Here is a 23,882-nt window from a genome sequence, read left to right as displayed (position 1 = left end):
TTGCCGGTGGAGGAGGCCGGTTCGGAGGGAATGTTCAGTCGGGCGCGGTCCAGCCCGCGGCCATGAGCTGATCACGGATGGTGCGCTTGACGATCTTTCCGTAGCCGGACTTGGGCAGCTCCCGCCAGCGGATGAACTGGCGGGGCAGCTTGTACCGGGCCAGCTTGGGTTCGAGCCAGTCGCGCAGCTCGGCGTCGCCGGTGTCGTGACCGGGCTGGCGCACCCAGACCGCGACCCCGATCTCGCCCCATTTCGGGTGTGGCATGCCGAGCACCGCGGCCTCGGCGACCGCGGGGTGAGCGACGAGCTTCTCCTCGATGTCGCGGGGGTGCACATTGGACCCGCCCGAGATGTACATGTCCGATGCGCGCCCGGTGATGTAGAGGTAGCCGTGCTCATCGACGGCCCCGAGGTCGCCGGTGTGGAACCAGCCGCCGTCGAACGCGGCCGCCGTCGCCTCCTCGTTGCGCAGATAGCCTGCGCACACGGCGGGGCCGGCCACGCAGATCTCCCCGATCTCGCCCGGCCCGAGCTCGGTCCGGTCGGCGTCGAGGATGGCGATCTGCATGCCGGTCCGGGGCCGGCCACAGGTTCCGATCTCGAACTCGGGTGGCTGGGGCCTGCCGTGGTCGGCAGGCGTGAGGACGGTGATGTTGCCGGTGACCTCTCCCAGGCCGTAATACTGCACGAGAACCGGTCCGAGGACGTCCAGCGCGTGGTCGCGGTCGGCGTTGAGCATCGGGGCACCCGCGTAGATCACGTGCCGTAGCGAGGAGTGGTCGAACTTGTCGGCCGAGGGGTCCCCGGCGAGCATCTTCAGAATGGTCGGGACGGTGAACATGTTGGTCACCCGCTCCCGCTCGACCAGCTCCCACACCTCCTCCGGCCGCAGCCCCGGGCCCTCCGGAAGGACCGTCGCCGCGCCGCGGGCGACCTGGGGCAGGAGATGCACGCCCGCGCCGTGCGACAGCGGAGCCACAGCGAGCGAGACATCGGTCTCGGACAGGCCGGGCATCAGATCCGCGGCGTGGTTGGTGGTGACGAACCCGAGCTGGTCGTGGGTCAGGATCGCGGCCTTGGGCGACCCGCTGGTGCCGGAGGTGAAGAAGTACCACGCATGATCGCCCACGTAGACCGTTTCCGGAGCGGGTGACGCGGCAGGCAGCGCGGCGACGGTATCGGCGGAGGCCTCAGCTCCGAGCCACAGCACGCCGCCCGGCAATCCCGTCACGTCGCGCACGGCCTCCACGTGCGCTTCCACGTCCGCCGCGGCGATCATGGTGACCGGCCGGCACACGTCGGCGATCACCGCGACATCCGCCGGGGTGAGCCTCACGTTGGTGGGCGCCACCGCCGCGCCCGCGCGCCAGATCCCGTACAGGGACTGGATGTACTCGGGATGGTTGTGGCCGTGCAGCAGGACGCAGTCGCCGCGGCTCACGCCCCGGCGCCGAAGCTCGGCGCACACCCGGTCGGCGGCCTCATCGAGCATGCGCCAGGTCCACCGGGTCCGGCCGTGCACCACCGCGGTGGCCTCGGGCAGTCGGCGCGCGGTCTGCGCGAGCATTTCCGCCACGTTGACGGCACGAGTCGGGGTGTTCATCGGCCGGCCTCCAGGACGGTCGCGTAATTGGCGACGGCGGCGCCGCCCATGTTGAACACGGCAGCCCGTCGCGCCCGGGGCAGCTGCATCCCGCCCGCCTCACCGACGAGCTGCATCGCGGCGAGCACGTGCTGGGACACCCCGGTGGCCCCGATGGGATGCCCCTTCGCCTTGAGCCCACCGGACACGTTCACCGGGAACGCGCCGTCACGGTCGGTACGACCTTCGGCGGGCAGCAGGCTTCCCTTGCCCGGTTCGGCGAGCCCGAAGGCCTCGTACTGCAGGAGCTCGGCGACGGTGAAGCAGTCGTGTGTCTCGAGCAGATCGAGCTCGGCCAGACCGACATCCGCCTCGCGCAGCGCGCCGCGGAAGGCGGCGGCGGCCGCGTCGAACGCGAGCGGATCCGGCCGCGAGGTGAGCGGCATGGGGTCGTTGGCCTGCGCCCGCCCTCGCACCGCGACCGCCCGGCGGGCGGCGCGCGCCACGTCGGCCGTGGTCACCACGATGGCGGCGGCACCGTCGGAGACCATGGAGCAGTCGGTGCGCAGGAGCGGATCGGCGACGACCGGGTTGCGTTCCGATGCGGTCACGCAGAACTCGTAGCCGAGGTCGCGTCGCAAGTGGGCGTAGGGATTGTCCACGCCGTTGCGGTGGTTCTTGGCGGCGATGCGGGCGAGCGCGTCACGGGGGTCGCCGTAGCGCCGGGCGTACTCGCGGGCCAGCCAGGCGAACACGGCGGGAAAGCTGCCGTATCGCCCTTCGGTGGGCAGGTAGGCGGCGCCGAGGAGGACGTCGGTGACTGTCGCAGCGGGGGCACGGGTCATCTTCTCGGCCCCGACGACGAGTACCGCGCGGGCCCGGCCGGCCTCGATCATGTCGAGCGCGGCGTAGAGCGCGGCGCTGCCCGTGGCGCACGCGTTCTCGGAACGCACGGCGGGGACACCGGCGAGCTCGGGCGTGCCGGTGCCGACGAGTGCGGCCTCGAACCGCTGGTTGGTCGTGTCGGTGCCGTAGACCCCGACGGAGACGGCATCGATGTCGTCGGGCGTGAGCCCGGAGTCCTCGACGGCGGCGGCGCTGACCTCGGCCATCAGCGACTCCACGTCCGGTTGCTCGGACTTGCCGAACCGCGTGTGCGCCCAGCCGGTCAAATGCGGGTGCTGTGTCATGGAAACCTCCAGGTGGGGGCGGGAGTTCAGAGCCTGATTCCGCCGTTGACATCGAGCACGGCGCCGGTCATGAACGACGAAGCCGGCGACCACAGGTACAGCACGGACTCGGCGATGTCCTCGGGGCTGGCCAGCCTGCCGACCAGCGAACGTTCGACGAACATCGCGTGGACGTCCGGGTCGTCGCCGATCATCCCGGTGGCGGTGGTTCCCGGGGCCACACAGTTGACCCGGACCTTGCGCGGTGCGAGCTCCCGGGCCGCACCCTTGGTCAGGCTGATGACGGCGGCCTTGGAGGCGCCGTAGACCGGTCCACCGATGTAGCCACCGCCGGTGTAGGCGGCCACGGACGCGCAGAGCACGATCGAGGCGTCCGGCGCGAGGTGGGGCGCCGCCGCCTGGATCGTGTTGACCGCCCCCATGATGTTGATCATCAGGCAGCGCTGCGCGTCCTCCTGGCGCACCTCGAGCAGCGGGGCCGGCAGCGTGATGCCCGCCGGAACGAAGACGCTCGTCACCGGCCCGCGTTCGGCGGCCAGCGCGAAGCCCTTCTCCAGGCTCGTGGGATCCAGTACGTCGGCACACTGGTACCGCGCGCCCGGAAAGGCTTTACCGACCTGTGGAGCCTCCTCGGGCAGGTCGAGCACGGTCATCGCGGCGACGCGGGAAGCGGCGAGGCCTACGGCGGCGAGCCCGATTCCGCGGGCTCCTCCCACGATCACGGCCGACCCGGCCGGTGTGCTCGTCTGGTCACTCATGTCAGCGCACTCCTTCGTGCAGTGGTTTTGCGTTTTCCGGCCGGGGTCACAGGTCGAGGACGAGGCGCGGGGTGAGTGACCGCGAGCAGCACGGGGTCATCACTTCGTTGCTCACGCGCTCCTGCGGGCTCAGATAGGAGTCGCGGTGGTCGGGAACGCCGTCGAGGACGACCGTCTCGCAGGTACCGCAGGTCCCTTCGCGGCACGAGGTCGGGACCGCGATGCCCGCCGCGGCGAGCGCGTCGACGATCGTCTGCCCCGCGGCCACGCCGACGACCATCTCCGAGTAGTCACAGACGACCTCGAAGGCGGTGTTCCGCCCGTCGAGCACGTTCTCGGCGGCGCGGAACCGCTCGACGTGCAGCGTCCCGTCCGGCCACGCGGTGCAGTACTCCTCGACGGCGCCGATCAGCGGAGCCGGTCCGCAGCAGTAGACCGCGACCCCGTCCCGGGGTTCGCCCAGCGCCGCCGCGAGGTCGATGTGCCCGTACTCGTCCTGTGGACGCACGGTGACGCGGTCGCCGTAGGGCGCGAGCTCGTCGAGGAACGCCATCGAAGCGCGGGTGCGTCCGCCGTACACGAGACTCCACGGACGGTTCCGCGCCGCGCAGCGCGCGATCATCGGCAACATCGGCGTGATGCCGATGCCGCCCGCGACGAAGACGTACTCGGCCGCGTCGACGAGGGGGAAGTTGTTACGGGGTCCCCGGCAGCGGATCTTGTCGCCGACCTGGACGCGGTCATGGACGTGCACCGAGCCGCCGCGGCCGTCGGCTTCCCGCAGGACGCCGATGCGCCAGGCGTCCGGCTTCTCCGGGTCGCCGCACAACGAGTACTGGCGCACGAGATCCGGCTCCAGCACGAGATCCAGGTGGGCCCCGGGCGTCCATGCGGGCAGCCGCTCCCCTTTCGCCGGCTCGAGTTCCACGACGGCGACATCGTCGGCGACGATGTCCTTGGTGGCGACGACAGTGACGAGTTCGCGCGGCTCGCCGGTGGGCCCGGCTGGGTTGGCGATCATGACTCCTCCGCTGAGATCGCTCAGGCCGTGGCGGCGGGACGGCGTTCCGCGGCCTGTTCGCGGGTACGGCCCGGCCGCCGCCGGCTGGTGTCGACGACGACGACGTCCCCCTCGACCGACACGGCGTAGCCCTCGAGGACCAGTGGCCCCTCCTGACGGCCGCCGTCCGGGCCGGCCACGTCCTGGGGCGAGCCGGGGACGACGTCCACCTCGTACTTGCGCACCCTCGCGTTGCGGGGGTCGTAGAACGACACACCGGTGCGGATGTCGAATTCCCACGCGTGCCAGGGACAGCGCAGCGAACGCTGCCGCTCGTAGTCGATCGGCTTGTCCGGGCTTTCGGCCGACGAGACGCCGAAGACGGTCCCGTGCTCGCAGAGCGGCGCGCCGGCGTGGGGGCATCTGTTCAACAGGGCGTAGTACTCGCCGTCGAGGTTGAAGATGCCCACCGAGCGGCCTTCCAGCTCGACGATCTTCCGCTCGCCCGGCGCGATGTCCGTGGCGTTGGCGACGATGTAGCGGGTCACGCGCCGTCCTCCAGGCCGAAGAAGCGCACGGCGTTGCCGCGCAGGATCTTGTCCTTCAGTTCCGCCGGGAACGAGGGCGGGAAGACCGCGTTCGGCGCGTCGAAGTCGAAGTGCGGATAGTCGGAGGCGAACAGCACGTTGTCGGCGCCGAACTCCTCGATGTACTCCTCCAAGTGGGCGGGCTTGTCGGGCTCGTCGATCGGCTGGGTCGAGACCCAGACGTGGTCGGCGAGGTACTCCGAGGGTTTGCGCTGCAGATCGGGCACCTCGCTGCGCAACGTCTCCCAGTGGTAGTCCAGGCGCTGCAGCAACGGCACGAAGTGCGCGACATTCCCCTCCACGAACATGATCCGCAGCTCCGGGTAACGGTCGAACGTCCCGGACAGCACCAGGCTGAGGAGCTGCGACTGGAAGCTCTGCACCTGCCCGACGTGGTACTCGGTGTGGTAGGACGCCCAACCGGTGCCGGTGCTGGGATTTCCGCCGCCCTGCGAGAGATGGACCTGCATCGGCAGCCCGTTGTCGATCATCGCCTCGTAGATCGGCCAGTACCGCCGGCTGCCGAGCGGATCGCGGGTCTTGCTGAGCCCCAGGACCGCGACCACCCCGGGATGCGAACCCAGCCGGTCGATCTCCGCGGTCGCGAGGTCGGGACTTTCGAAGGCGACCGAGATCGCGGCACGCAACCGGGGCTCCGGCCGCACGAGGTGCTCGAGCTGCCAGTCGTTCACCGCACGGGTGAGGGCGTCGGCGAGCTCGGGACGCAGTGCCTGGGATGCCGGATTCAGGGCCTGCCCGCCGGGCGAGATGCATTGCAGGACACCGAGTTGGACGTCGTAGAGATCCAGCAACTGCTTGCGAATCAGGTCGAGATCGGAGCCGGGGAAACCGGTTTCCGGCCAGGTGTCGGCCCGCATGGCGCCGCCGTAGAGCTGCGGGTACTCGCCGAGGTTGAACAGGCCGTTGGTGGTGCGGACCCCGTACTCGCGCACGATCTCCCGCCAGCGACGCGGAAGGTACGCGGTCAGCGCGTCCGCCGGCGGCACCGGATGGATGTCGACGTCGGCGATGCCGGTGGTCACCCTCGGAACCGGCAGGTCCACTGTGTACGGCCGCTCCTGCAATGTGGTCATCGTGGTCACCTTTCCGTCGGTTCAGAGGTCCGAGGGGACGCTGAGGCCGTAGAGGTCGAAGGCGTTGGCGCGCCGGATCCGGTCGATCAGCGCGGGATCCGAGCTGCCGTTCTCGATCTCGCGCGGCGCGGAGTGATGGCGGTGCGGGTAATCGCTGGAGTAGACGAGCATGTCCTGCGAGCCCAGCCGGTCGACGAGGCGATCAAGCGCTCCCGGCTGCTCGAAGCCGTCGGAGGGGGCGGTGGTGAAGCGGACGTGACGGCGGATCAGGTCGGAAGGCCGCTCGGTCAGCCACGGCACATCGGGCCGGTAGCTCTTCCAGAGCTTGTCGAACTTCCACAGGAACGGCGGAACCCAGCCGAACCCGAGCTCGCTGACCACGATCCGGGTCGAGGGGAACTTCTGCAGCACGCCCTCGGAGACGATCGAGGCGAGCTGTGCTTCGAGGTTGGACTGCTGCCCGACGTACCACTCCAGGTAGGTGCTGGGCCAGCCGACCGAGGTCGGCGCTTGCCGGAACACCCCGCCGATGTGCAGGGCCACCGGCAGACCGTGACGCTCGGCGGCTTCCCAGATCGGCCAGTTGATCTGCCTCCCGTAGGGCAGCTCGGACTGGCCGAGCAGCAGCACCTGGGCGAACCTGCCGTCGGCCGCGCACCGGTCGATCTCCTCGGCCGCCGCGTCGGGGGTGCCCTGCGGTACGGCGATCGAGGCCCGGAGCCGGTCGTCGGCGTCCAGCCACTCCCGCGCGATCCAGTCGTTGAGAGCGCGGGCGTGGGCGATCTCCCGGCGCGGCTGGTGGATCTGCTGGACGCCGTAGAGACAGTTCAGCACGGCGAAGTCGGGTCCGCCGTCGGTGAAGACGTCCGCGACGAGTGCGTCGACGGCGGTGCCGGCGCGCCCGTCCGGACCGGGCGTGGCCCCGGGTCGCTCCGCGATCGGTGAGGCGGGCGGGTGGTAGCCGGGCTCGTAGTACGGAGCCAGCTGCGCGACCAGTTGATCGGCCCAGTAGTCGTCCAGGTAGGGCAGCAGGTTCCTGGCCGAAGGAAGGACGGCGTGGACATCACAGTCCACGACGGCCGCCCTACGGCCCTCTGGCACGGAACGGTTCGTGCCTGCACCGCCGGTCGTCATGGCGGGAGCACCCATGGAGTTCTCCGTTCGTCGTTGAAGCAGCTCCTCAGCGCCACCGACGGTGCGAGGCCAGGCCAAACCCCGTCAATCAACCGACGCGAATGCCCAGTTCGTAGTTCCATAATGTGGAGCTTGACAAGCTCGTGGCACCACTCTTAGCTTTCGCCTGTGATAATGCAGCAGAATTCGTTCCATAACATGGAACGACAAGGTCGGCGGGCAGGCGCGGAGGCACTGCAGGGATCGCAGAGCGTGCGGCGTGCACTCGATCTGCTCTCGCTCATCGCAGCCTGGGAGCGACGCGGCGGATTGTCCGTGGCCGCGGTGGCCGAGGAGACCGGCCTCGCCAAATCCACGACTCATCGGTTGCTCTCCGAACTGCTGCAAGCCGGCTACCTCGAGCAAGGTCCCGACCGGCGTTACCGGATCGGCCCCGAGGCCTACGTCGTGGGCGTCGCCGCCGAACCGCGCTACGGCGTCCAGCAGCAGTCACTCGCGGCCGCCACCCGGTTGGCGGCCGTCTCGGAAGACGTCGCCTTCGTCTCGATCCGCCGCAGGCACCACCATGTCTGCGTCTACCGGGAGGAGGGGCGGTGGCCGATCCGCAGCCACGTGCTCCAGGTCGGCGACCGGTTGCCGCTGGGAGTCGGCGCCGCCGGCCTGGCGTTCCTGGCCGCGATGGAACCGGACGAGGCCGCCGCGATCGTCGAGGCCAACGAAACCGAGATCGAGCAGGGGTACCGGCCGCTGTCCGCCTCGGTGATCCTGGAGCTCGTCGCCGACGCCCGGGCACGCGGCGGCGTCGCGATCAACCGCGGGATGGTCGTCGACGACTCCGTCGGCATCAGCATGGCGGTGCCGGCTCGTGCTGGTCAGCCGGTCGTGGCCCTGGGCATCGCGACCATCGCGTCCCGGATGGAAGCCGAACGGGAGAAATGGCTGGAGTCCTTGCTACGGCGGGAAACCGACCACCTCGCCGGACGAAAGAGGAGCCGATGACCCCGGCCGCCGAGAGCGGGCCCGAGTCGCTCGCGTGGCTGCGCGGCGCGGTACGCGACGACACCGCGGTCCGCGACCGGTTGACCGACCGCCTCGCCTACGCCCACGACGCGTCACATTTCCGCCTGACACCGCGCGCGGTCGTCATGGCGTCGACCGCCGGAGAAGTGGGCCGCGTGTTCACCGCGGCCGGCGAAGCCGGTGTGCCCGTGGCCTTCCGCTCCGGCGGGACGAGTCTGTCCGGACAGGCCGGCACCGACGGGGTTCTGATCGATACGCGGCGGCATTTCCGCGACATCGAGGTGCTCGACGACGGTGCCCGCGTCCGGGTCGGTCCCGGAGCGACCGTCCGCCAGGTCAACGCGCGACTGGCCCGGTGGGGCCGCAAGCTGGGCCCCGATCCCGCCAGCGAAGTGGCCTGCACGGTCGGCGGCGTCGTCGCCAACAACTCCAGCGGGATGGCCTGCGGCACCTGGGCGAACAGCTACGCCACCCTGGAATCCCTGCGGCTGGTGCTACCGAGCGGCACGGAGCTGGACACGGGGGCGCCCGACGCCGACGAGCAGCTGCGGGCCCGGGAACCGGAGCTGCACGCCGGCCTGCTGCGGCTGCGGGACCGGCTTCGCGGCGACTCCGTGCTCCGAGACCGGGTGGCGCGGCAGTTCTCCATGAAGAACACGATGGGCTACGGGCTGAACTCGTTTCTCGACCACGACAGCGCGAGCGACATCCTCGCCCACCTGGTGGTCGGCAGCGAAGGCACGCTCGCGTTCGTGTCGTCGATCGTCCTGCGCACGGTTCCCCTGCTCGGGCACGCGCGCACCGGACTCCTCGTGTTCGAGGACCTGGCGGCCGCCACCGCCGCGTTGCCCGAGCTCGTGGCGACCGGGCCGGCCACCGTCGAACTGCTCGACGCCACCTCGCTGCGCGTCGGCCAGCGCGCCGACCGCGCCGACGCGACGCTCAAGGCCCTCGCGGTCGACCGGCACGCGGCCCTCCTCGTCGAATACCAGGCCGATACCGCGGCCGAAGCCGACGGCCTCGTGGACGCCGCGCAGGGAACGCTCGGGCTGATCCCGACGATCGTTCCGGCGGCGCTGTCGGCCGATCCCGCGCAACGCGCCGCGCACTGGCACGTCCGCAAGGGGCTCTACGCGATGGTGGCCGAGGCGCGGCCCGCCGGGACGACCGCACTGCTGGAGGACATCGTCGTACCGGTCCCCGAACTCCTGCCGACGTGTGAGGCGCTGACCGCACTGTTCGACCGGCACGACTACCGCGACAGCGTGATCTTCGGACACGCGAAGGACGGCAACATCCACTTCATGCTGACCGAGCGGCTCGGCGACGGCGTTCCGCTCGACCGGTTCGCGCGGTTCACCGACGACATGGTGGACCTCGTTCTCGGCCGGGGTGGCTCGCTGAAGGCCGAGCACGGGACGGGACGCATGATGGCGCCGTTCGTCCGCCGCCAGTACGGCGACGAGCTGTACGAGATGATGCGCGAGGTCAAGCGCCTGTGCGATCCGCGCGGGCTGCTCAACCCGGGTGTCGTGCTCTCCGACGACGCCGACGCCCACCTGCGGGCCCTGAAGTCGGCACCGCCCGTGGAGGACGAAGTCGACCGGTGTGTCGAATGCGGGTTCTGCGAACCCGTCTGCCCCAGCCGTGACCTGACCACCACGCCGCGCCAGCGCATCGTGCTGCGCCGCGAGATCGAGCGCGCCCGCCGCGACGGCGACCGGGAGACGTACGAGGCGCTGGTGGCCGAGTACGACTACGACGCGACACAGACCTGCGCCGTGGACGGGATGTGTCAGACCACGTGCCCCGTCACGATCAACACCGGCGACCTCGTCAGGCGGTTGCGCGCCGAGCAGACCGGACGAGTCGCGGACAGCGCCTGGGCCGCGGCGGCTCGCCACTGGGACCTCGGCACCCGCACGGCCGCCCGGGCCCTCGACGCCGCCGCCCGCCTGCCTCTCCCCCTGGTCACCAAGGCCAACCACGCCGCCCGTTCCCTCGCCGGGCCCGACACGGTGCCGCTGTGGTCGCCCGAACTGCCCGGAGGTGGCCAGCGCCGTCGCATCGTGCGTGACCCGGACCGATCACCGTCGGCCATCCTGTTCTCCTCGTGCACCGGCACGATGTTCGGCAGCGCGGGGCTCGGCTCGGCCGAGGCTCTGCAGCGACTGTGCGAACGCGCCGGGCTCGCCCTCGGCACGCCGGACGATCTGCCGCAACTGTGCTGCGGCACCCCCTGGAAATCGAAGGGACTCACCCGCGGCTACGACACGATGGCCGCCAAGGTGCTCCCCGCGCTCTGGGACGCGTCCCGGCAGGGAGAGCTTCCCGTGGTGTCCGATGCCGCGTCCTGCACCGAAGGGCTGCGCCACCTGGTCGCCAACGCCGGCGAGCCCTACCGGCGGCTCCAGGTGGTCGACGCCGTCGAGTTCACCGCGACCACGCTGCTGCCCCTCCTCACCGTCACCGCCAAGGCCGGGTCCGTCGCGCTGCACCCCACGTGCTCGGCGACGAGGCTCGGCATCGACACTCACCTGCGCTCCGTCGCGGCCGCGGTGGCCGGAAACGTCGTCGTACCAGACGAATGGAACTGCTGCGGCTTCGCGGGCGACCGAGGGCTGCTCCATCCCGAGCTCACGGCGTCGGCGACCGCCCGGCAGGCGGCGGAACTGGCGGAGGGCGCCGGACAGTCCGGCGGTCACGACGCCCACGTCTCTTGCAACCGGACGTGCGAGCTCGGCATGACCCGCGCCACCGGTCACACCTACGAGCACCTCATCGAACTCGTCGAACGAGCCACCCGGCCGGACACCGAATGACGCGCAGCGCACGACCGCGGGCCAGACCGCAGTGAAGGCCACCTTCACTGCGTTGAACGCAGGCAAGGTGGCCTTCACTGCGGGCACGACGGGCTCACCAGCCTCCGCGCAGGACGAGGAGCCGCACCTGTAACTCGAGGGTGAACCGCTCCACCGCGTCGTCGAGGTCCACCCCGCAGAGCTGCTCGATGCGCTGCAGCCGGTACCGGAAGGTGTTGCGGTGCACGCACAAGGCAGCGGCCGCTCTGGTGGCGTCACAGCCGGCGTCGAACCAGCTCAACAGCGTGTCCAGGTACTCGGCGTTGCGGGGCGACTCGTTGCGGCGCAGCACGTCGAGCGCGCCGTTGAGCAGCCCCGGGTATTCGGTGGCCAGGCCGGCCAGCTCGGCGATCACCACATGGGAACGGAGTCCCGCCAGGTCGGCCGTGGCCGCCGACGGACGCGCGGCCAGCACCGCCACGGCCTGCCTGAGCAGGCGGCCTTCGGCCCGGGCCTCGTCACCGGTTGCCACCGCCCGGCTGAAGCAGGCCACCAGCGGCGCCCCGGCCGGTGTCGCGGCGCGCCGGCGCAACCGCTCGGCGAACACCGACGAGCCGGAACCGGGCGAGTGCGGGACCAGCACGTACGCCACTGCGCCGAGGACGGCCGTGGCCGCGCTCGGGTTCAGCATCCGCGCGCAGCGCGCCAGCAACCGTTCGATGTCGGGGGTGACACCGCGGGCCGCGCCGGCTCCCCTGGTCTGCCCTTCGCCGTGCGCGCTGAGGCTGATCAGACACCAGTGCGCGGCAGCGGGCCGGCCGAGTCGCTCGGTCAGCGCCTCCAGTGAGCCCGTTCCGGTCAGCAGCCCGCGCAGCAGTTCGGCACGGACCATGTCCTCGTCGTCGGGCCCGGCCTGTTCGTCGAGGAACCACGCGGCGGCAGCGGCCGCGACGTCGCCGAGCACGCGCGGCGCGCCATCGGGAGTGTCCGCGCCGGGCGCCAGCACCACGTAACCGGCGACGAGGTCACCGACCAGAATCGGAGCGACGAGCCGGGAGCCGGCGCCCTCCACCTCGATTCTCGTGACGTTCCGCCTGTACCCGTCGACGAAAAGCTGTTCCCGCAGCGGCTCAGGGGCGCGCCGGGCCAGGATCGTCCTGCTGGTCAGATCGTCCACGGTGTCCCCGCAGGCGAACGCGAGCACGCGCAGGCAGGCGTCGGTGAGCACGACCGCGCCGTCGAGCGCGAGCGCCGCGCCCTCGGCGAGTTCGTACAGGCCACCGGCGGTGGGTGTCGCTCCCCGCACTCCGAACCGGGCGGCGGACACGAGGGAACGGGCGAGCGCTGCGACCTCCTCCCAGCCGACCCGGCCGGCGACGGCCAGTACCGGCACCCCCGCCCGGTCCGCCGCCAGGCCCACATCGAGCTCCGCGGGAAGGCAGCCGCTGCGCACCACGACCGCGCAGGCCTCGGCCCTGCCCGCCTCCGCCAGGACCTCGGCGAGCTCGTCGCCGGTCGGGTGGGGCGAGGTCACCAGCAGCAGCTGGTGGCGGCCAGGTGCCCGATCCGCTTCCCAGGTCATGACCCCTGCCAGCGGCCGGTCGATTCCCGTGGCCGGTGCCACCACCATGAGCCAGCCACGGCGGGCCCCGATGAGCTGCCGCAACCGCACCGGCCCGGACGCACCCGCGGCGGGAAGCGGAGGAATTCCGGCGACAGCCGGTTCGCTCGCCAGGTTGTCCACGACCGTCATCGAGCCACCTCACCTTCCCTGCTACGGGACCGGAAACCGCGATGGAGCAAGGGTAGGTACCGCGCCCGGTGCCGTCAGTGGGCTCAGAGCACCGTGACGCCCGCGGGACCGTGCGATGAGCACCGAGTGAACCGTGCGGTAACAGGTCGTGGCACGGCCGGTGCGGCTCAGCCGAGGGCCCGCAGCCGGGGCAGCAGGTCCTTCCCCGCCAGCTCGAGGAACCGGGCCTGGTCACCGCCGGGCGCGTGCAGCACCAGGTCCGTGAACCCGGCGTCCACATAGGGGCGGACCCGCTCGGCGACCTCGTCCGGGTCCGTGGAGACGATCCACCGGCCGGCGATCTGCTCGATCGGCAGCTCGTCGGCGACCCTCTCCATGTCGACGGGGTCGGAGATGCCGTGCTTCTGCTCGGGGGTCAACGACAACGGAGCCCAGAACCTCGTGTTCTCGGCGGCCGCCCTCGGATCGGTGTCGTAGGACAGCTTGATCTCGATCGAGCGCACCACGTCGCCCGGCTTGCGGCCGGCCTGCCCGGCGCCGGAATCGACCGCGGGCTGGAGCTTCTCCGTGTAGAGGTCCATGCCCTTGCCGCTGGTGCAGATGAAACCGTCCGCCACTCTCCCCGCGTACTTCGCCACCAACGGCCCACCCGCCGCCACGTAGACCGGGACCGGCAGCGGCGGCCGGTCGTAGACCGTCGCGTTCTCCGTCCGGTAGTAGTCTCCTTCGAAGGTCACCCGCTCCTCTGTCCACAACAGACGGATCAGCTCGACGGCCTCGCGGAGCCGGGCGAACCGCTCCCGGAACTCCGGCCACTCGAGCTTCGCGACCGCGACCTCGTTGAGCGCCTCGCCCGTGCCGAGGCCCAGCACGACCCGCCCCGGGTACAGCGCGCCGAGGGTACCGAAGGCCTGAGCCACCACCGCGGGGTTGTAGCGGAAGGTCGCGGTCAGCACGCTGGTGCCCAGCCGGATCCGCTCCGTGCGCTCCCCCACCGCGGCGAGCCAGGCCATCGAGAACGGCGCGTGCCCGCCCCGGTGCCGCCACGGCTGATAGTGGTCGCTGACCATGACCGAGTCGAACCCTTGCCGTTCGGCCAGCACGGCCAGTTCGACCAGCTCGCGCGGCCCGAACTGCTCCGCCGAGGCCTTGTAGCCCACCGTGATGTGCGCGTTGGCGCCGTGTTTTCCGTTCATGTCCGCGAGTCAACCGGCCCGCCGGGGCCGGGTCATCGTGCTCGGTGGCCGAAAGCGGAGCGCCCGCGCTGTGCGGCTCGTCAGGCGGGATCGTCCCACTGGACGTCGACGGCGCGTGCCGCCAGGTGCACGGCCAGCCGGTCGTCGGGCTCGTCGAGGTCCGCGGGCAGCAGCTGCGCGACCCGTTCCATGCGCTGCATCACGGTGTTGCGATGGACGCCGAGCACGGTCGCGGCGGCCTTGGCCGAGGACTGGCAGTCCAGGTAGCACCGCAGAGTCCGCACGAGCTCGCCGGACGGATCGGCGTCCTGCAGCGGCGCGAGCAGGTCGGCCGCGGCACCACGCAGCGGGGCCGAGCCGTACCAGCCCGCGAGCAGCCTCCTGGTGCTCACGGCGTCGATGTGCTCGACGGTGGCGGGGCGGCGGGTCGTGCGGGCGAGCAGTACGGCCTGCCGTGCCTGGTCCGCGGACCGGCCGATGCCCGCCGTGCCCGCGTGCGCGCCACCCACCCCGGCGCACAGCCGCAGCCCGGGATGCTCCGCCTCCGCCGCCGCGAGCGCCGCGGCGACCCGCTTGGTCAGCGGCCCCGGGTCCCCGGCATCGGCCTCCGCCTCGGTCGTCGACCAGAACACCCAGCCCTCGGCCCGTTCCACGAGTGCCACGCTCAGGCCATGCTCGGCCAGGTGTTCCTCCAGTTCGGTTCCGAGCGCGGAGAGCCGGACCGAGGAGGGGGCGTGCGACACCTGCACCTGCACGGCGGTGTGCCAGCCGGCAAGGCGCCAGCCGAGGGCGCTCGCCCGCTCGGCCGTACGGCGGCCCAGATCGCCGGGCTGTTCGAGGATCTCGTTGAGCAACAGCGACCGGCGCCGGTTCTCCCGCTCCGACCTCACGGCGTCGCCCGCCACGTGCACGGCGAAGGACAGCGCCGCGATCGCCACCGCCTGCCGGACGGGTTCGAGCAGCACCCCCGCCGCCGATCCGGGCAGGCGCACCGCGATCCAGTAGACCGCGAGCCCCGCGGGGTCGACCTGCACCGGTTGCAGGAGAATGTCCGCTTCGCCCGCGCGAACCGTCACGGCGACCGGGTGCGGGCCGCCCAGCTCGTCGGCGGCCGGGTGCGTCCCGAGCAGTGCGTGCACCGCCGGATCGCCCGCGACGAACCGCGACTCCGCGTCGACGAGCGCGACGGGCTCTCCGAGTGTCGCCGCGAGCGAGGAGGTGAGCGCGTTCGCGTTGGCGGGCGGGCGCTGGAATCGGCGGGCCGCGTCGCCCAGCACCCTCAGCCCCGCGATCTCCGGGGCGCGGACGTACGGGTCGAAGGCGGCCACGACGCCGGCCGGGCCGATGTCGTCGACGCCGATGAGCGGCAGGGCGAACCGGTCCGCCAGCCGGCGGGTGACGAACGGAACCTGGCGGGAGGTCCTGGCGGCGATGATGCCCGACAGTCCCGCGCTGCCTGCCCGCCGGATGGCGAGATCCATGGCGAGGTCGTCGAGGGCGAGCTGCTCACGTCCGAACACCACGACGCTGCCCGCAGCGAGCTCGGAGATCTCGTGGACGGTGGAGCCGACGACGACCACGCGGACGGGCCGCCGCAGGCCTGACTCACCACCGAGCACCTCGTAGCGTTGCAGCAGGCCGAGGTCCAGCAGTTGCCCGAGGGTGACCGACGGCGAGGCCATCACGGCTCCACCGCTGCGACGTCGGCGAGTTCGAGCAACGGCCCCACGGCGGTCACCTGGAGACGTGCGGCAGGCACGGGCACGTAGGTCATCAGCGCCTCCCTCACCGGAGTCTCCCGCAGCTTCCGCGGATCCGCGCCCGCACGCAACGCGGCGTCCAGCGCCAGCATGCGTGCGCGGGTCACCGAGTCCTGCCCTCCACCGGTGCCCTGCCAGAAGATCCGGTCGACGGAGCCCGCCGCCTCGGCGGCCGCGGCGCCGAACGCGGCGGCGAGATCGCCGTCCTCGGGCCTGATCGGCGCGATGCCAGGGAGGGCGGGCAGGTCGTCCGGCGCCTCGCCGACGAGCACGACCGGTAGCTCGTCCGGCCCTCCTCCCGCGCGGGCGAGCGCCGCGTGCAGCCGTCCTGTGAAGGCGGCGTCGCGCCGCTGGATCACGGTCAGCCTGGGCGCCCTCAGCCCCGTCCGGACGCCGTCGATCTCGCGCGGGAGCCCGGAATCCGGCAGCAGGCCGTCGATCGTGGTTCCGACCACCGCCCGGTCGGCGGTCACCTCGACGACGATCGCCGACGGCACGCCCGCCAACCGCGCCGCCCCGTGGAGCAGCCCGCCGAGGGCGGCCCCGCGCCATGCCGTCGCGTGCCGGTACCCGTCGAGCGCGGGCAGCACCGTGCCGTCACCCCGGACCAGATACAGGGCCGCGCCAGGGGCGTGACCGCGGACCGACGCGCTCAGCTCGTCGATGTGCGCGCGGGCAGCGCGGGCCAGCGCCGCGTCCAGTACCGCCGTGTTCTCGCGCTCCAGCAGCCCGAGCGCCTCCGTCTCCGCGCCGCGGACCACGGGGACGTCCGGCCCGAGTTCCTCGGCGATCACCGCGGCGGCCAGCTGTTCGTGCTCGGGGTTCTCGAGCGCGTTCACCCCGGTGAGCGCGATCGCGTCGACCTTTCCCGCACACGTCCGCGCGAACGCCGCCACCGCGGGCACGTCCAGCGGCGCCGCGACCCGCCCGTCGTACTCGTGTCCACCGCCCACCATCGCCACCGGTCCGGCGAGACTCGCCCGCTCGGTGGTCCAGCCGGCCAGCGGCGGCACAGCGGTCGCGGCGGGCGCGCCGATGCGCAAGACGCCGACGCGTGCCCGCCGGGCCGACCCGGCGAGCGTCAGGTCCGGCAGGATCGCCACCACCCGGTCCGTCGACGCCGTGCCGGCACCACGGCGGAACAACGCGTCGAGCACGCGCGCGGGCGAGTCGCCTCGCCGGCCCCGGTGGACGGCGACGAGCCGGCCTTCCCCGTCGACGGCCACCGCGCGGGCTCGGACACCGTCGACACCCACCCGCAGCCGGGTTTCCGCAGGCCTCGTCATCGTGGACCGGCCGAGACCAGGGTGGCCGTGCCGTCGAACCGAACCGGATCGACGGCGTAGCCGAACGCGCGCGGTCCCACCAGGTCCAGCCCGGCCGGCGTGTGCCAGCGTTCGTCGACGGGGCTGGTGATGACATGGACATCCTGACCGAGTGCGAGGTCGGTGGTCTGCAACAGGATGCCCGTGTCGGCGTCCGCCAGGGAGATCAGGTCCGGCACGGTCGCCAGCACCGTGCCGGACCTGCTGACGATCAGGTTCTCGTTCTGGAAGTCGATCCGCACGAAGTCTTCCGACGTGTTCAGGGAGACCACTCCACGTGGCCAGCCGTCGGTGGAATGCTGCACGAGCTCGGCCACCGTCGCCGTGCACACCATGCGGCCGCCGCACGCGTGCAGGAACGGCGCGTACCCCTCGTCGCTTCCCGGCGTGACGGCGGCGAGCGCCGCGCCGATCCTGGCGCAGTCGCTGATGGATCCGTCGACCCCGAGCCGGGCGCAGTCTCCCGCGGTCACCCCGTACGCGCTGGCGAGCGCGACCAGTCCGAGACCGGGCATCACGGCGCGAAGCAGCTCGCTGAGCACAGCGCTGTCACCGCTGCTGAACTCCACCTGGGCACCCGTGCAGCCGACCAGGGTGACCGGCGGCACCGGGTGCCCCAGCAACCTCAACAGGGTCATGTCGATCGAGGGAAGCGTGCGCCGCATCAGGTCGGCGTCCAGGCAGGGCAGCCCGAGCCGGGCCGCGACGGCCAGAGGCACGGCCACGTTGGCGCTGCCGAGCTGCACCGGCAGCACCGCGGCGCACTCCCGCCCGGCCCTCGCCTCCACCGCCGCACGCAGGGCCTCCGCCTCGTGGACGCTGTGCGCCTTCTCCAGCAGGGCATACGGCGCGCCCGCGGAGACCACGGGCAGCACGAGAGCATCGGGGGCGAGAGCCTCGGCCCGCACGAGCGGAACGGGCCCGTACTGGCGGACGGCCGCGGTCAGCAGCTGCCCTCCCAGGTGGGGGTCACCGCCGCCCCCGCTGCCGAAATGCACGGCCCCGCGCACGATGTCGCCGATCGCGCTCTCGGTCACCCGCTCCATCCGGGAACCCTAACCGCCACCGCCGAAGGTCGCGTACAACCTGGCGAAGGTGCGGGCCGCGGTGACCAGCTCGGCGACCGGGACATGCTCGTCGGCGGCGTGCGCCACGGTCATCGAGCCCGGCCCGTACACGACGGCCGGGATGCCGAGCTGGTTGCGGAGGAACCGCGCGTCCGTCCCCAGATACAGCCCCCGGACCGGGGCCTGACCTGCCGCCTTCCGCACCTCGGACACGAACGGGTGCGCGGCGTCCAGCTCCGACCCCTCGGCGAAGGCGAGAACGTCGATGTCGTAGTCGAAGTCCCCCTCGGCGTCGATCGACTCGGTCAGGGTCCGCAGCGCCTCCTCACGCGTCTGGCCCGGCAGCACCCTGCGATCCGCCCGCAGCCGGCACTCTGAGGCCACGATGTTGGCCGCGGTTCCACCGCGAACGATGCCGACGTTGCAGGTGGGCGCGCCGAGCAGCGGATGCGCCTCCACACCGAAGTCGGCCAGGTGCAACGCGGACACCAGCCGCGCCGCGTCGGCGACCGCGGAGTGCCCGGCGGCGGGGTCACTGCCGTGCGCGGCCCGCCCGCGTACGACGATCTCCACCAGCAGCGAACCACGCTCGGCCACGCACACCTGCAACTCGCTGGGCTCGGGCACGACCGCCGCGTCGGCCCGCACGAGCCCCGCGGCGACCAGTGCCTCGGTACCCACCCGGCTGCCGGTCTCCTCGTCGGCCACGAGGTGGAACACGAGGTTCGCCGCGGGAACCACACCGGCGTCACCGCAGGCCCGCACCCCCTCCAGCGCGGCGGCGATCCCGCCTTTCATGTCGCAGGCTCCCCTGCCGTAGAGCAACCCGTCGCGTACGTGCCCGGCGAACGGGGGCACCGACCATTCCGACTCGACCACCGGAACGACATCGACATGCCCGTTGACCAGCAGGGTGGGTCCGTCGCCGGAACCGATGCGGGCCAGCACCGACGGCCTGCCCGGCTCGGGCTCCACGATATCGACCTCGGCACCCAGCTCGCGCAGCACCGCCCGCAGCGGCTCGACCACGGGCCGTTCGTCCCCGGGGGGATTGCGGGTGTCGCAGCGGATCAGCTCGGCCGCCAGCTCCGTCACCCGCCCGGCGTCGACGGCCGCGGCGGCCGCCTCGGCGCTCATACCCGCTCCCCGGCGCGCGAGGTGAGCCCGGCCAGCGCCTTGTCGTCGAGGAACCCCAGTGGCGCGAGTCCCTCGGCGAAGCGCAACAACGCGGGCCGGAACGCGACGACCTCGGCGAACAGGCCGGCGGCCTCCTCGTACCGCCCGGCACGCGCGAGGAGCACCGCGCGCCAGAAGTCGGCTTCTCGGTTCTCCGGACCGATGACCTCGGCCGCCTGCGCGAGCTCGCGCAGCCGCTCCTCCAGCTCGTCCGGTCCGACCCCCTCGAAGGGGCCGAGAGCCAGGCCCCGCGCGAACATCACCCCGCCGACGGCCGCGAACGCGCGGGCACGGGGCAGCAGCCGGGACAGCTCGGCGAGCGGATCCGCGTGGTCGTCGACACGCAGGTCGACGACCACTTCCGTCCACGGGGTCGTGCTGCGCCTGCCCGAGACCACCAGCAACGCTGCCGACTGTCTGCCGCGCACGTCGCCTCCCCGGGCCTCCGCGGCGTGCAGTCCAGCGAGGATCCGGTCGGCGAGGTCACCGTCCGCGGACTCGAACGCCGCGAGCGCGGCACGGCACACGTCCGGGCCGGCGAGCATGTTGCCCTGCACTGTCACCTGCTCGCCCCGGGCGCTGCCTGCGTGGGGCGCGCAGGACGCGCCCGTGTGCGTGCCGACCCGGCCCTGTGCGTCGACAACGCCGAGCTGGCGATAAGCGCAGTCCGGGTCCCCCTCCACCAGAACGTCCACAGTGGTGGGAGCGGAAGCCCCCGCTCGCAACAGCTCCAGGCCATGCGGCCCGTGACCCACGTTCACGAAGGCCTGGGTGGCGACCGCGCCGACACCCGCCTCCGCCCAGGGCAGCAACGCGCCGACCCCGAAGAAGTGGGTCTGCGTGCCGACGCCGAGTTCCCCGGTGCCGGGATCCCGCGCGACGATCGAGTAGGTCACGAGGCCGCTCCCGTGACCGTCGCGATGTTTCCGCGCAGGATCTCCGCGACGCGGTCGGGCTCCTCCAGCATCGGCAGGTGACCGACCCCGGCGAGGGTCGTGGCGGTGCCCCCTGTGGTCTCGGCCAGTTCCCGCGACATCGCGGGCGGACAGGTGACGTCCTCGGTGCCCGCCACCGCCACGACGGGGATGCCGGTGGCAGCGACCTTGCCGGCGAGATGCCGGATGTCGGCCCCGAAGGCCCCGTGGAGGATCTCGGCGATCACCGCTTCCGAACGAGCGCCGACCGCCTCTGCCATCACCTGCAGCACTCGCGCGGACCCGCGATGAGCTGACCCCACGACCTGTGGGACGAGGTCGGCGAAGTAGCCGGCGGTTCCCTTGGCCCGCAGCTCGGCGACCATCGCGTCGATCTGCTCGGCGGGCACCCCGGTGCCGAGCGTCGAGCCGAACGTCGTCACGCTGAGCACCCGCTGCGGGTACAGCGCGGCCAGCGCCACGGAGATCGTGCCGCCGAGCGAACCGCCGCCCAGATGCACCCGGTCCAGCCCGAGGCCGTCGAGGACCGCGAGCACGTCCGGCACATACCCCTCCTCCACGGTGAACGGGCCCTCCGCCACGGAGCCGCCGTGCCCGCGAAGGTCGACGGCCACGACGGGCCGGTCGAGGCGAGCGGCGACATCGGTCCAGACCACTGCGGCGGAGTTGATGGGATGGAGGAGCACGAGCGGATCGCCGTGCCGGGCGTCGGTGGTGCGCAACACCGAGAGCCGGCCCGCAGGCCCGTCGACGCTGAAACCTTCCAGCGCCATCGTCATTCCGTCCCGTACTTCGGCATCACCTTGTCGGCGACGCTGGCGTGCATGTGCCAGATCCGCCACTCCGGCTTCCCGTTGCCGTCGTCGCGCCGGTAGAACTCGGTCGCCCGGAACGGCGTCTGGGCCGGCTCCGACAGCCCGCCATCGGGGGTCGGCAGCACCATCTCCGCCACTCCCTCGGCCGTCAGCAGCGCCACGTCGCCGAAGATCTGCACGTCCGGGTCGGCGACGTCCTTGATCGCGGTGATGTTCACGCCCAGCTTCTGCGCGTTGACCCACAGCCGGTGCTTGTCCATGACGCCGTGGTAGGTGTGGCCGTTGGTGTTGAACTGGTGGTAGCCGTCCCCGGAAGGGAAGTACGGCAGCATCGAGTCGGCGACCAGCCCGACGTTCGACTCGTACCAGCCACGGTGAACGGCGAGGATCTGTTCGAGGTCAGTGCTCATGTCGTGCCCTTTCATTTGCAGTAGGTGAACTCACTGGTCAGCTCGCCGACGGCGGCGAGGGTCTCGTCCGCTCCTTCGGCGACCACGGTGGCGATGGAGACGTTGTCGGCACCGGCGTCGAGGTACTCCGTGAGGCGGGACCGCGCCGCCTCCTGGTCACCGACGACGCCGAAGATGTCGAGCCACTCGTCCGGCATCTCGGCGGCGACGACCTCCGGGCCGCCGCGGGAGAGCATGTCCGCGAGCTGTTCGTTGGCACCGACGGCGCCGAACAACGGCGCGGGACCCGTCGCGGCGAGATAGAAGGCCAGCACCGCCTTGAGCGCGTCCCTCGCGGCGGCCACCTGGCTCGGGTCCCTCGTGACGTTGGCGGCGGCCAGCACGCTGATCGTGATGCGCTCCGTGCGCCCCGCCGCAGCGGCGGCGGCGTCCAGTTTCCGCCGCGCGGCACGCACGTACTCCACCGGCGCGAGCGCGCTGACCAGCAGGCCGTCCGCGAGCCGTCCGGTCAGCTCAAGGCCCTTGTCCCCGAGCACCCCGGTGAACAGCGGCACGGGCTCGGGAACCGAGTGCGTGAGTGCGACCTGCCGGAAGCTGGCGAACCGCCCCTCGTCGTCGACCGTCTCCCCACGGAGCAACGCCCTGACACCGGTCAGCGTTTCGCGCAGGGCGCTCATCGGGGACTTCTGGGTCAGCCCCATCTGTGCCGTCCATCCGGGAACACCGTGCCCGATGCCCGGCATCAGCCTGCCGGGGTAAGCCCGCGCCAGCGTCGCGATCTCCATGGCGAGCAGCGCCGGATGGCGGACCACCGAGGAGACGACGCCGATACCCACCGGAATCCTCGTGGTGGCACCGAGAGCGATCGCGGCACCGGCGACCCCGCCGAGGAAGAAGTAATCCTCCGGGAGCCACAACTCGCCGTACCCCGCGGACTCCGCGTCCGCGGCGAGCTTGCCGATCTGTTCTGGCGGTGTGGTGCTGCCGAGCAACACCCCCAGCCGGCTTCGGACGGGGTAGGTCATGAGAGAGACTCCTGTCGTGTGGGGTGGCCTGGTGAACCCCCGGGAATCCGGACTGGCCTGCACCCAACGTTAGGAATCAGCCCCGTTTCCTCGCATCGGTCACGACGACGAACCTGCGAACGGACCACTGTGCACGGTGCACCCGTACGTGGCGTCGACGGACAAGACCTACGTCGATCGCGAAGCCGCCTTGCGCAAGCGTTCCTCGGCGATCCGGCGCGCGGCCTGGCCAGGGGTCACGGAGTCGGCGGCAGCCGTGCGGAGGATCTCGCCCACGAACCCGGTCAGCTTTCCGATGCGCGACCTGGCCTGTGCGAGCGTGCCGCCTGCACGCTCGACGGCGACTTGGACGAGACCTCCGGCGTTCGCCACGTAGTCGGGCACCCAGACGATGCCGCGGGCGGCCAGCCGGGGCTCGACGCCGGGGTCCGCGAGCTGGTTGTTCGCGGCGCCGCAGACGATCCGCGCGGTGATGGCCTCGGCGGAACCGGACGTCAGCGTGGCTCCGAGTGCGCAGGGCGCGTACACGTCGACGTCCGAGTCGAGCACGGACTCGGTGTGCACGATCCCGGGGTGCCTTTGGAGCAGTCTCGTCCGTGCCTCGCCGTCGGGTTCGCTGAACAGCACGGAGGCACCGTCCTCGAGCAGGAGGCCCACCAGCTGGGAACCGACCTTGCCCGCTCCCTCGACACCGACCCGGACGCCGTTCAGATCCCCTTGTCCCGTCGAATGTTCGACGGCCGCGCGCAGGCTCGCGAAGACGCCGTACGCGGTGGAGTACCCGCTGTCCCCCAGCCCGCCGGCCGCCTCGGTGCGTGCGACGACGTGCTCGGTGCTTCTGCTGATCACGTCCATGTCCTGCGACGTCGTCCCGACATCACAGGCCGTGATGTAGCGGCCGTCGAACGAGCCGACGAACCGGCCGTAGGCCTCCAGCAGCCGGGGCGTTCTGGCGGTCGCTGGATCGCCGATGACCACCGCCTTGCCGCCGCCGAGGTCGAGGCCTGCCACCGCTGCCTTGTACGTCATCCCCTCGCTGAGCCTGCGCGCGTCCTCGAGCGCGCTCTCGACATCCGGGTAGGGCCGGAACCGGGTTCCGCCCAGCGCGGGGCCGAGCGTGGTGTCGTGGATGGCGATGATGGCGCGCAATCCGCTGCGCTGGTCGTGACAGTAGCGGATCTCCTCGTGGGTGGCGGACTCGATCCGCGTGATCGACATGTCCTCGGGCGAGGTCGTGGCTGTCATGAAGGCCTC

The 23,882-nt window shown here is 71.8% G+C and carries 20 protein-coding genes; 2 read left to right on the top strand and 18 right to left on the bottom strand.

Going from position 1 to position 23,882, the window contains the following annotated elements; translation table 11 throughout:
* Positions 1 to 34 precede the first annotated feature (34 nt).
* Genes BA062_RS35350 through BA062_RS35320 form a run of 7 tightly spaced genes read right to left on the bottom strand, consistent with a single transcriptional unit; the run spans position 35 to position 7,312 of the window.
* Positions 35 to 1,603, bottom strand: a complete 1,569-nt coding sequence (locus BA062_RS35350; protein ID WP_110343507.1) for an AMP-binding protein — start codon at positions 1,601 to 1,603, stop codon at positions 35 to 37.
* Complete coding sequence (locus BA062_RS35345; protein ID WP_110343506.1) at positions 1,600 to 2,772, bottom strand: thiolase domain-containing protein; 1,173 nt, start codon at positions 2,770 to 2,772, stop codon at positions 1,600 to 1,602. The genes BA062_RS35350 and BA062_RS35345 overlap by 4 nt, the downstream gene beginning before the upstream one ends.
* Positions 2,773 to 2,798: 26 nt before the next feature.
* Positions 2,799 to 3,530 carry an SDR family NAD(P)-dependent oxidoreductase gene (locus BA062_RS35340; protein WP_110343505.1) on the bottom strand — a complete coding sequence of 244 codons (732 nt, stop codon included), beginning with the start codon at positions 3,528 to 3,530 and terminating at the stop codon, positions 2,799 to 2,801.
* A 46-nt stretch (positions 3,531 to 3,576) separates the two neighbouring features.
* The gene (locus tag BA062_RS35335) at positions 3,577 to 4,551 is read right to left on the bottom strand and encodes a PDR/VanB family oxidoreductase (protein WP_110343504.1); all 975 of its coding nucleotides are present in this window, start codon (positions 4,549 to 4,551) and stop codon (positions 3,577 to 3,579) included.
* Between the two features lie 20 nt (positions 4,552 to 4,571).
* Positions 4,572 to 5,078 (bottom strand): Rieske (2Fe-2S) protein, encoded by a 507-nt coding sequence (locus BA062_RS35330; protein WP_110343503.1) that lies wholly within the window; start codon positions 5,076 to 5,078, stop codon positions 4,572 to 4,574.
* Entirely contained in the window at positions 5,075 to 6,211 is a 1,137-nt protein-coding gene (locus tag BA062_RS35325; protein ID WP_110343502.1) for an amidohydrolase family protein, read from the bottom strand. The genes BA062_RS35330 and BA062_RS35325 overlap by 4 nt, the downstream gene beginning before the upstream one ends.
* A 21-nt stretch (positions 6,212 to 6,232) precedes the next feature.
* Complete coding sequence (locus BA062_RS35320) at positions 6,233 to 7,312, bottom strand: amidohydrolase family protein (protein WP_245960165.1); 1,080 nt, start codon at positions 7,310 to 7,312, stop codon at positions 6,233 to 6,235.
* Between the two features lie 231 nt (positions 7,313 to 7,543).
* Between BA062_RS35320 and BA062_RS35315 the strand changes: the two genes are divergently transcribed.
* Both BA062_RS35315 and BA062_RS35310 read left to right on the top strand, forming a co-directional pair.
* The gene (locus BA062_RS35315; protein ID WP_210407092.1) at positions 7,544 to 8,344 is read left to right on the top strand and encodes an IclR family transcriptional regulator; all 801 of its coding nucleotides are present in this window, start codon (positions 7,544 to 7,546) and stop codon (positions 8,342 to 8,344) included.
* Entirely contained in the window at positions 8,341 to 11,187 is a 2,847-nt protein-coding gene (locus BA062_RS35310) for an FAD-binding and (Fe-S)-binding domain-containing protein (protein WP_110343499.1), read from the top strand. The genes BA062_RS35315 and BA062_RS35310 overlap by 4 nt, the downstream gene beginning before the upstream one ends.
* 94 nt (positions 11,188 to 11,281) lie before the next feature.
* On the opposite strand, the gene BA062_RS35305 is transcribed toward BA062_RS35310, so the two are convergent.
* The 11 genes from BA062_RS35305 to BA062_RS35255 form a co-directional block, all read right to left on the bottom strand.
* The gene (locus BA062_RS35305; protein WP_110343498.1) at positions 11,282 to 12,919 is read right to left on the bottom strand and encodes a PucR family transcriptional regulator; all 1,638 of its coding nucleotides are present in this window, start codon (positions 12,917 to 12,919) and stop codon (positions 11,282 to 11,284) included.
* 167 nt (positions 12,920 to 13,086) lie between these two features.
* Positions 13,087 to 14,115 carry a glucose-6-phosphate dehydrogenase (coenzyme-F420) gene (gene fgd, locus BA062_RS35300; RefSeq protein WP_110343497.1) on the bottom strand — a complete coding sequence of 343 codons (1,029 nt, stop codon included), beginning with the start codon at positions 14,113 to 14,115 and terminating at the stop codon, positions 13,087 to 13,089.
* Positions 14,116 to 14,195: 80 nt separating this feature from the next.
* Positions 14,196 to 15,797 (bottom strand): PucR family transcriptional regulator, encoded by a 1,602-nt coding sequence (locus tag BA062_RS35295; protein ID WP_110343496.1) that lies wholly within the window; start codon positions 15,795 to 15,797, stop codon positions 14,196 to 14,198.
* Complete coding sequence (locus BA062_RS35290) at positions 15,797 to 17,161, bottom strand: hydantoinase/oxoprolinase N-terminal domain-containing protein (protein ID WP_110343495.1); 1,365 nt, start codon at positions 17,159 to 17,161, stop codon at positions 15,797 to 15,799. Before BA062_RS35290 ends, BA062_RS35295 begins: the two co-directional genes overlap by 1 nt.
* Positions 17,158 to 18,246, bottom strand: a complete 1,089-nt coding sequence (locus BA062_RS35285; RefSeq protein ID WP_110343494.1) for an S-methyl thiohydantoin desulfurase family protein — start codon at positions 18,244 to 18,246, stop codon at positions 17,158 to 17,160. The genes BA062_RS35290 and BA062_RS35285 overlap by 4 nt, the downstream gene beginning before the upstream one ends.
* Positions 18,247 to 18,255: 9 nt before the next feature.
* The gene (locus BA062_RS35280) at positions 18,256 to 19,404 is read right to left on the bottom strand and encodes a M20 family metallopeptidase (protein ID WP_110343493.1); all 1,149 of its coding nucleotides are present in this window, start codon (positions 19,402 to 19,404) and stop codon (positions 18,256 to 18,258) included.
* On the bottom strand, positions 19,401 to 20,339 hold the full coding sequence (locus BA062_RS35275; RefSeq protein ID WP_110343492.1) for a DUF1028 domain-containing protein: 939 nt from the start codon (positions 20,337 to 20,339) through the stop codon (positions 19,401 to 19,403). Before BA062_RS35275 ends, BA062_RS35280 begins: the two co-directional genes overlap by 4 nt.
* Positions 20,336 to 21,151 carry an alpha/beta fold hydrolase gene (locus BA062_RS35270; RefSeq protein WP_245960164.1) on the bottom strand — a complete coding sequence of 272 codons (816 nt, stop codon included), beginning with the start codon at positions 21,149 to 21,151 and terminating at the stop codon, positions 20,336 to 20,338. The genes BA062_RS35275 and BA062_RS35270 overlap by 4 nt, the downstream gene beginning before the upstream one ends.
* Positions 21,152 to 21,153: 2 nt before the next feature.
* Positions 21,154 to 21,603, bottom strand: a complete 450-nt coding sequence (locus BA062_RS35265) for a nuclear transport factor 2 family protein (protein ID WP_110343490.1) — start codon at positions 21,601 to 21,603, stop codon at positions 21,154 to 21,156.
* Positions 21,604 to 21,614: 11 nt separating this feature from the next.
* Positions 21,615 to 22,628 carry an LLM class flavin-dependent oxidoreductase gene (locus tag BA062_RS35260; RefSeq protein WP_110343489.1) on the bottom strand — a complete coding sequence of 338 codons (1,014 nt, stop codon included), beginning with the start codon at positions 22,626 to 22,628 and terminating at the stop codon, positions 21,615 to 21,617.
* A gap of 168 nt (positions 22,629 to 22,796) precedes the next feature.
* On the bottom strand, positions 22,797 to 23,873 hold the full coding sequence (locus BA062_RS35255; protein ID WP_110343488.1) for a Glu/Leu/Phe/Val family dehydrogenase: 1,077 nt from the start codon (positions 23,871 to 23,873) through the stop codon (positions 22,797 to 22,799).
* Positions 23,874 to 23,882 lie beyond the last annotated feature (9 nt).

Source organism: Prauserella flavalba, assembly GCF_003202235.1.
GTDB lineage: Bacteria > Actinomycetota > Actinomycetes > Mycobacteriales > Pseudonocardiaceae > Prauserella_A > Prauserella_A flavalba.
The sequence above is the reverse complement of the archived record's forward strand: the minus strand, read 5'-3'. Positions and strand labels throughout refer to the sequence as shown.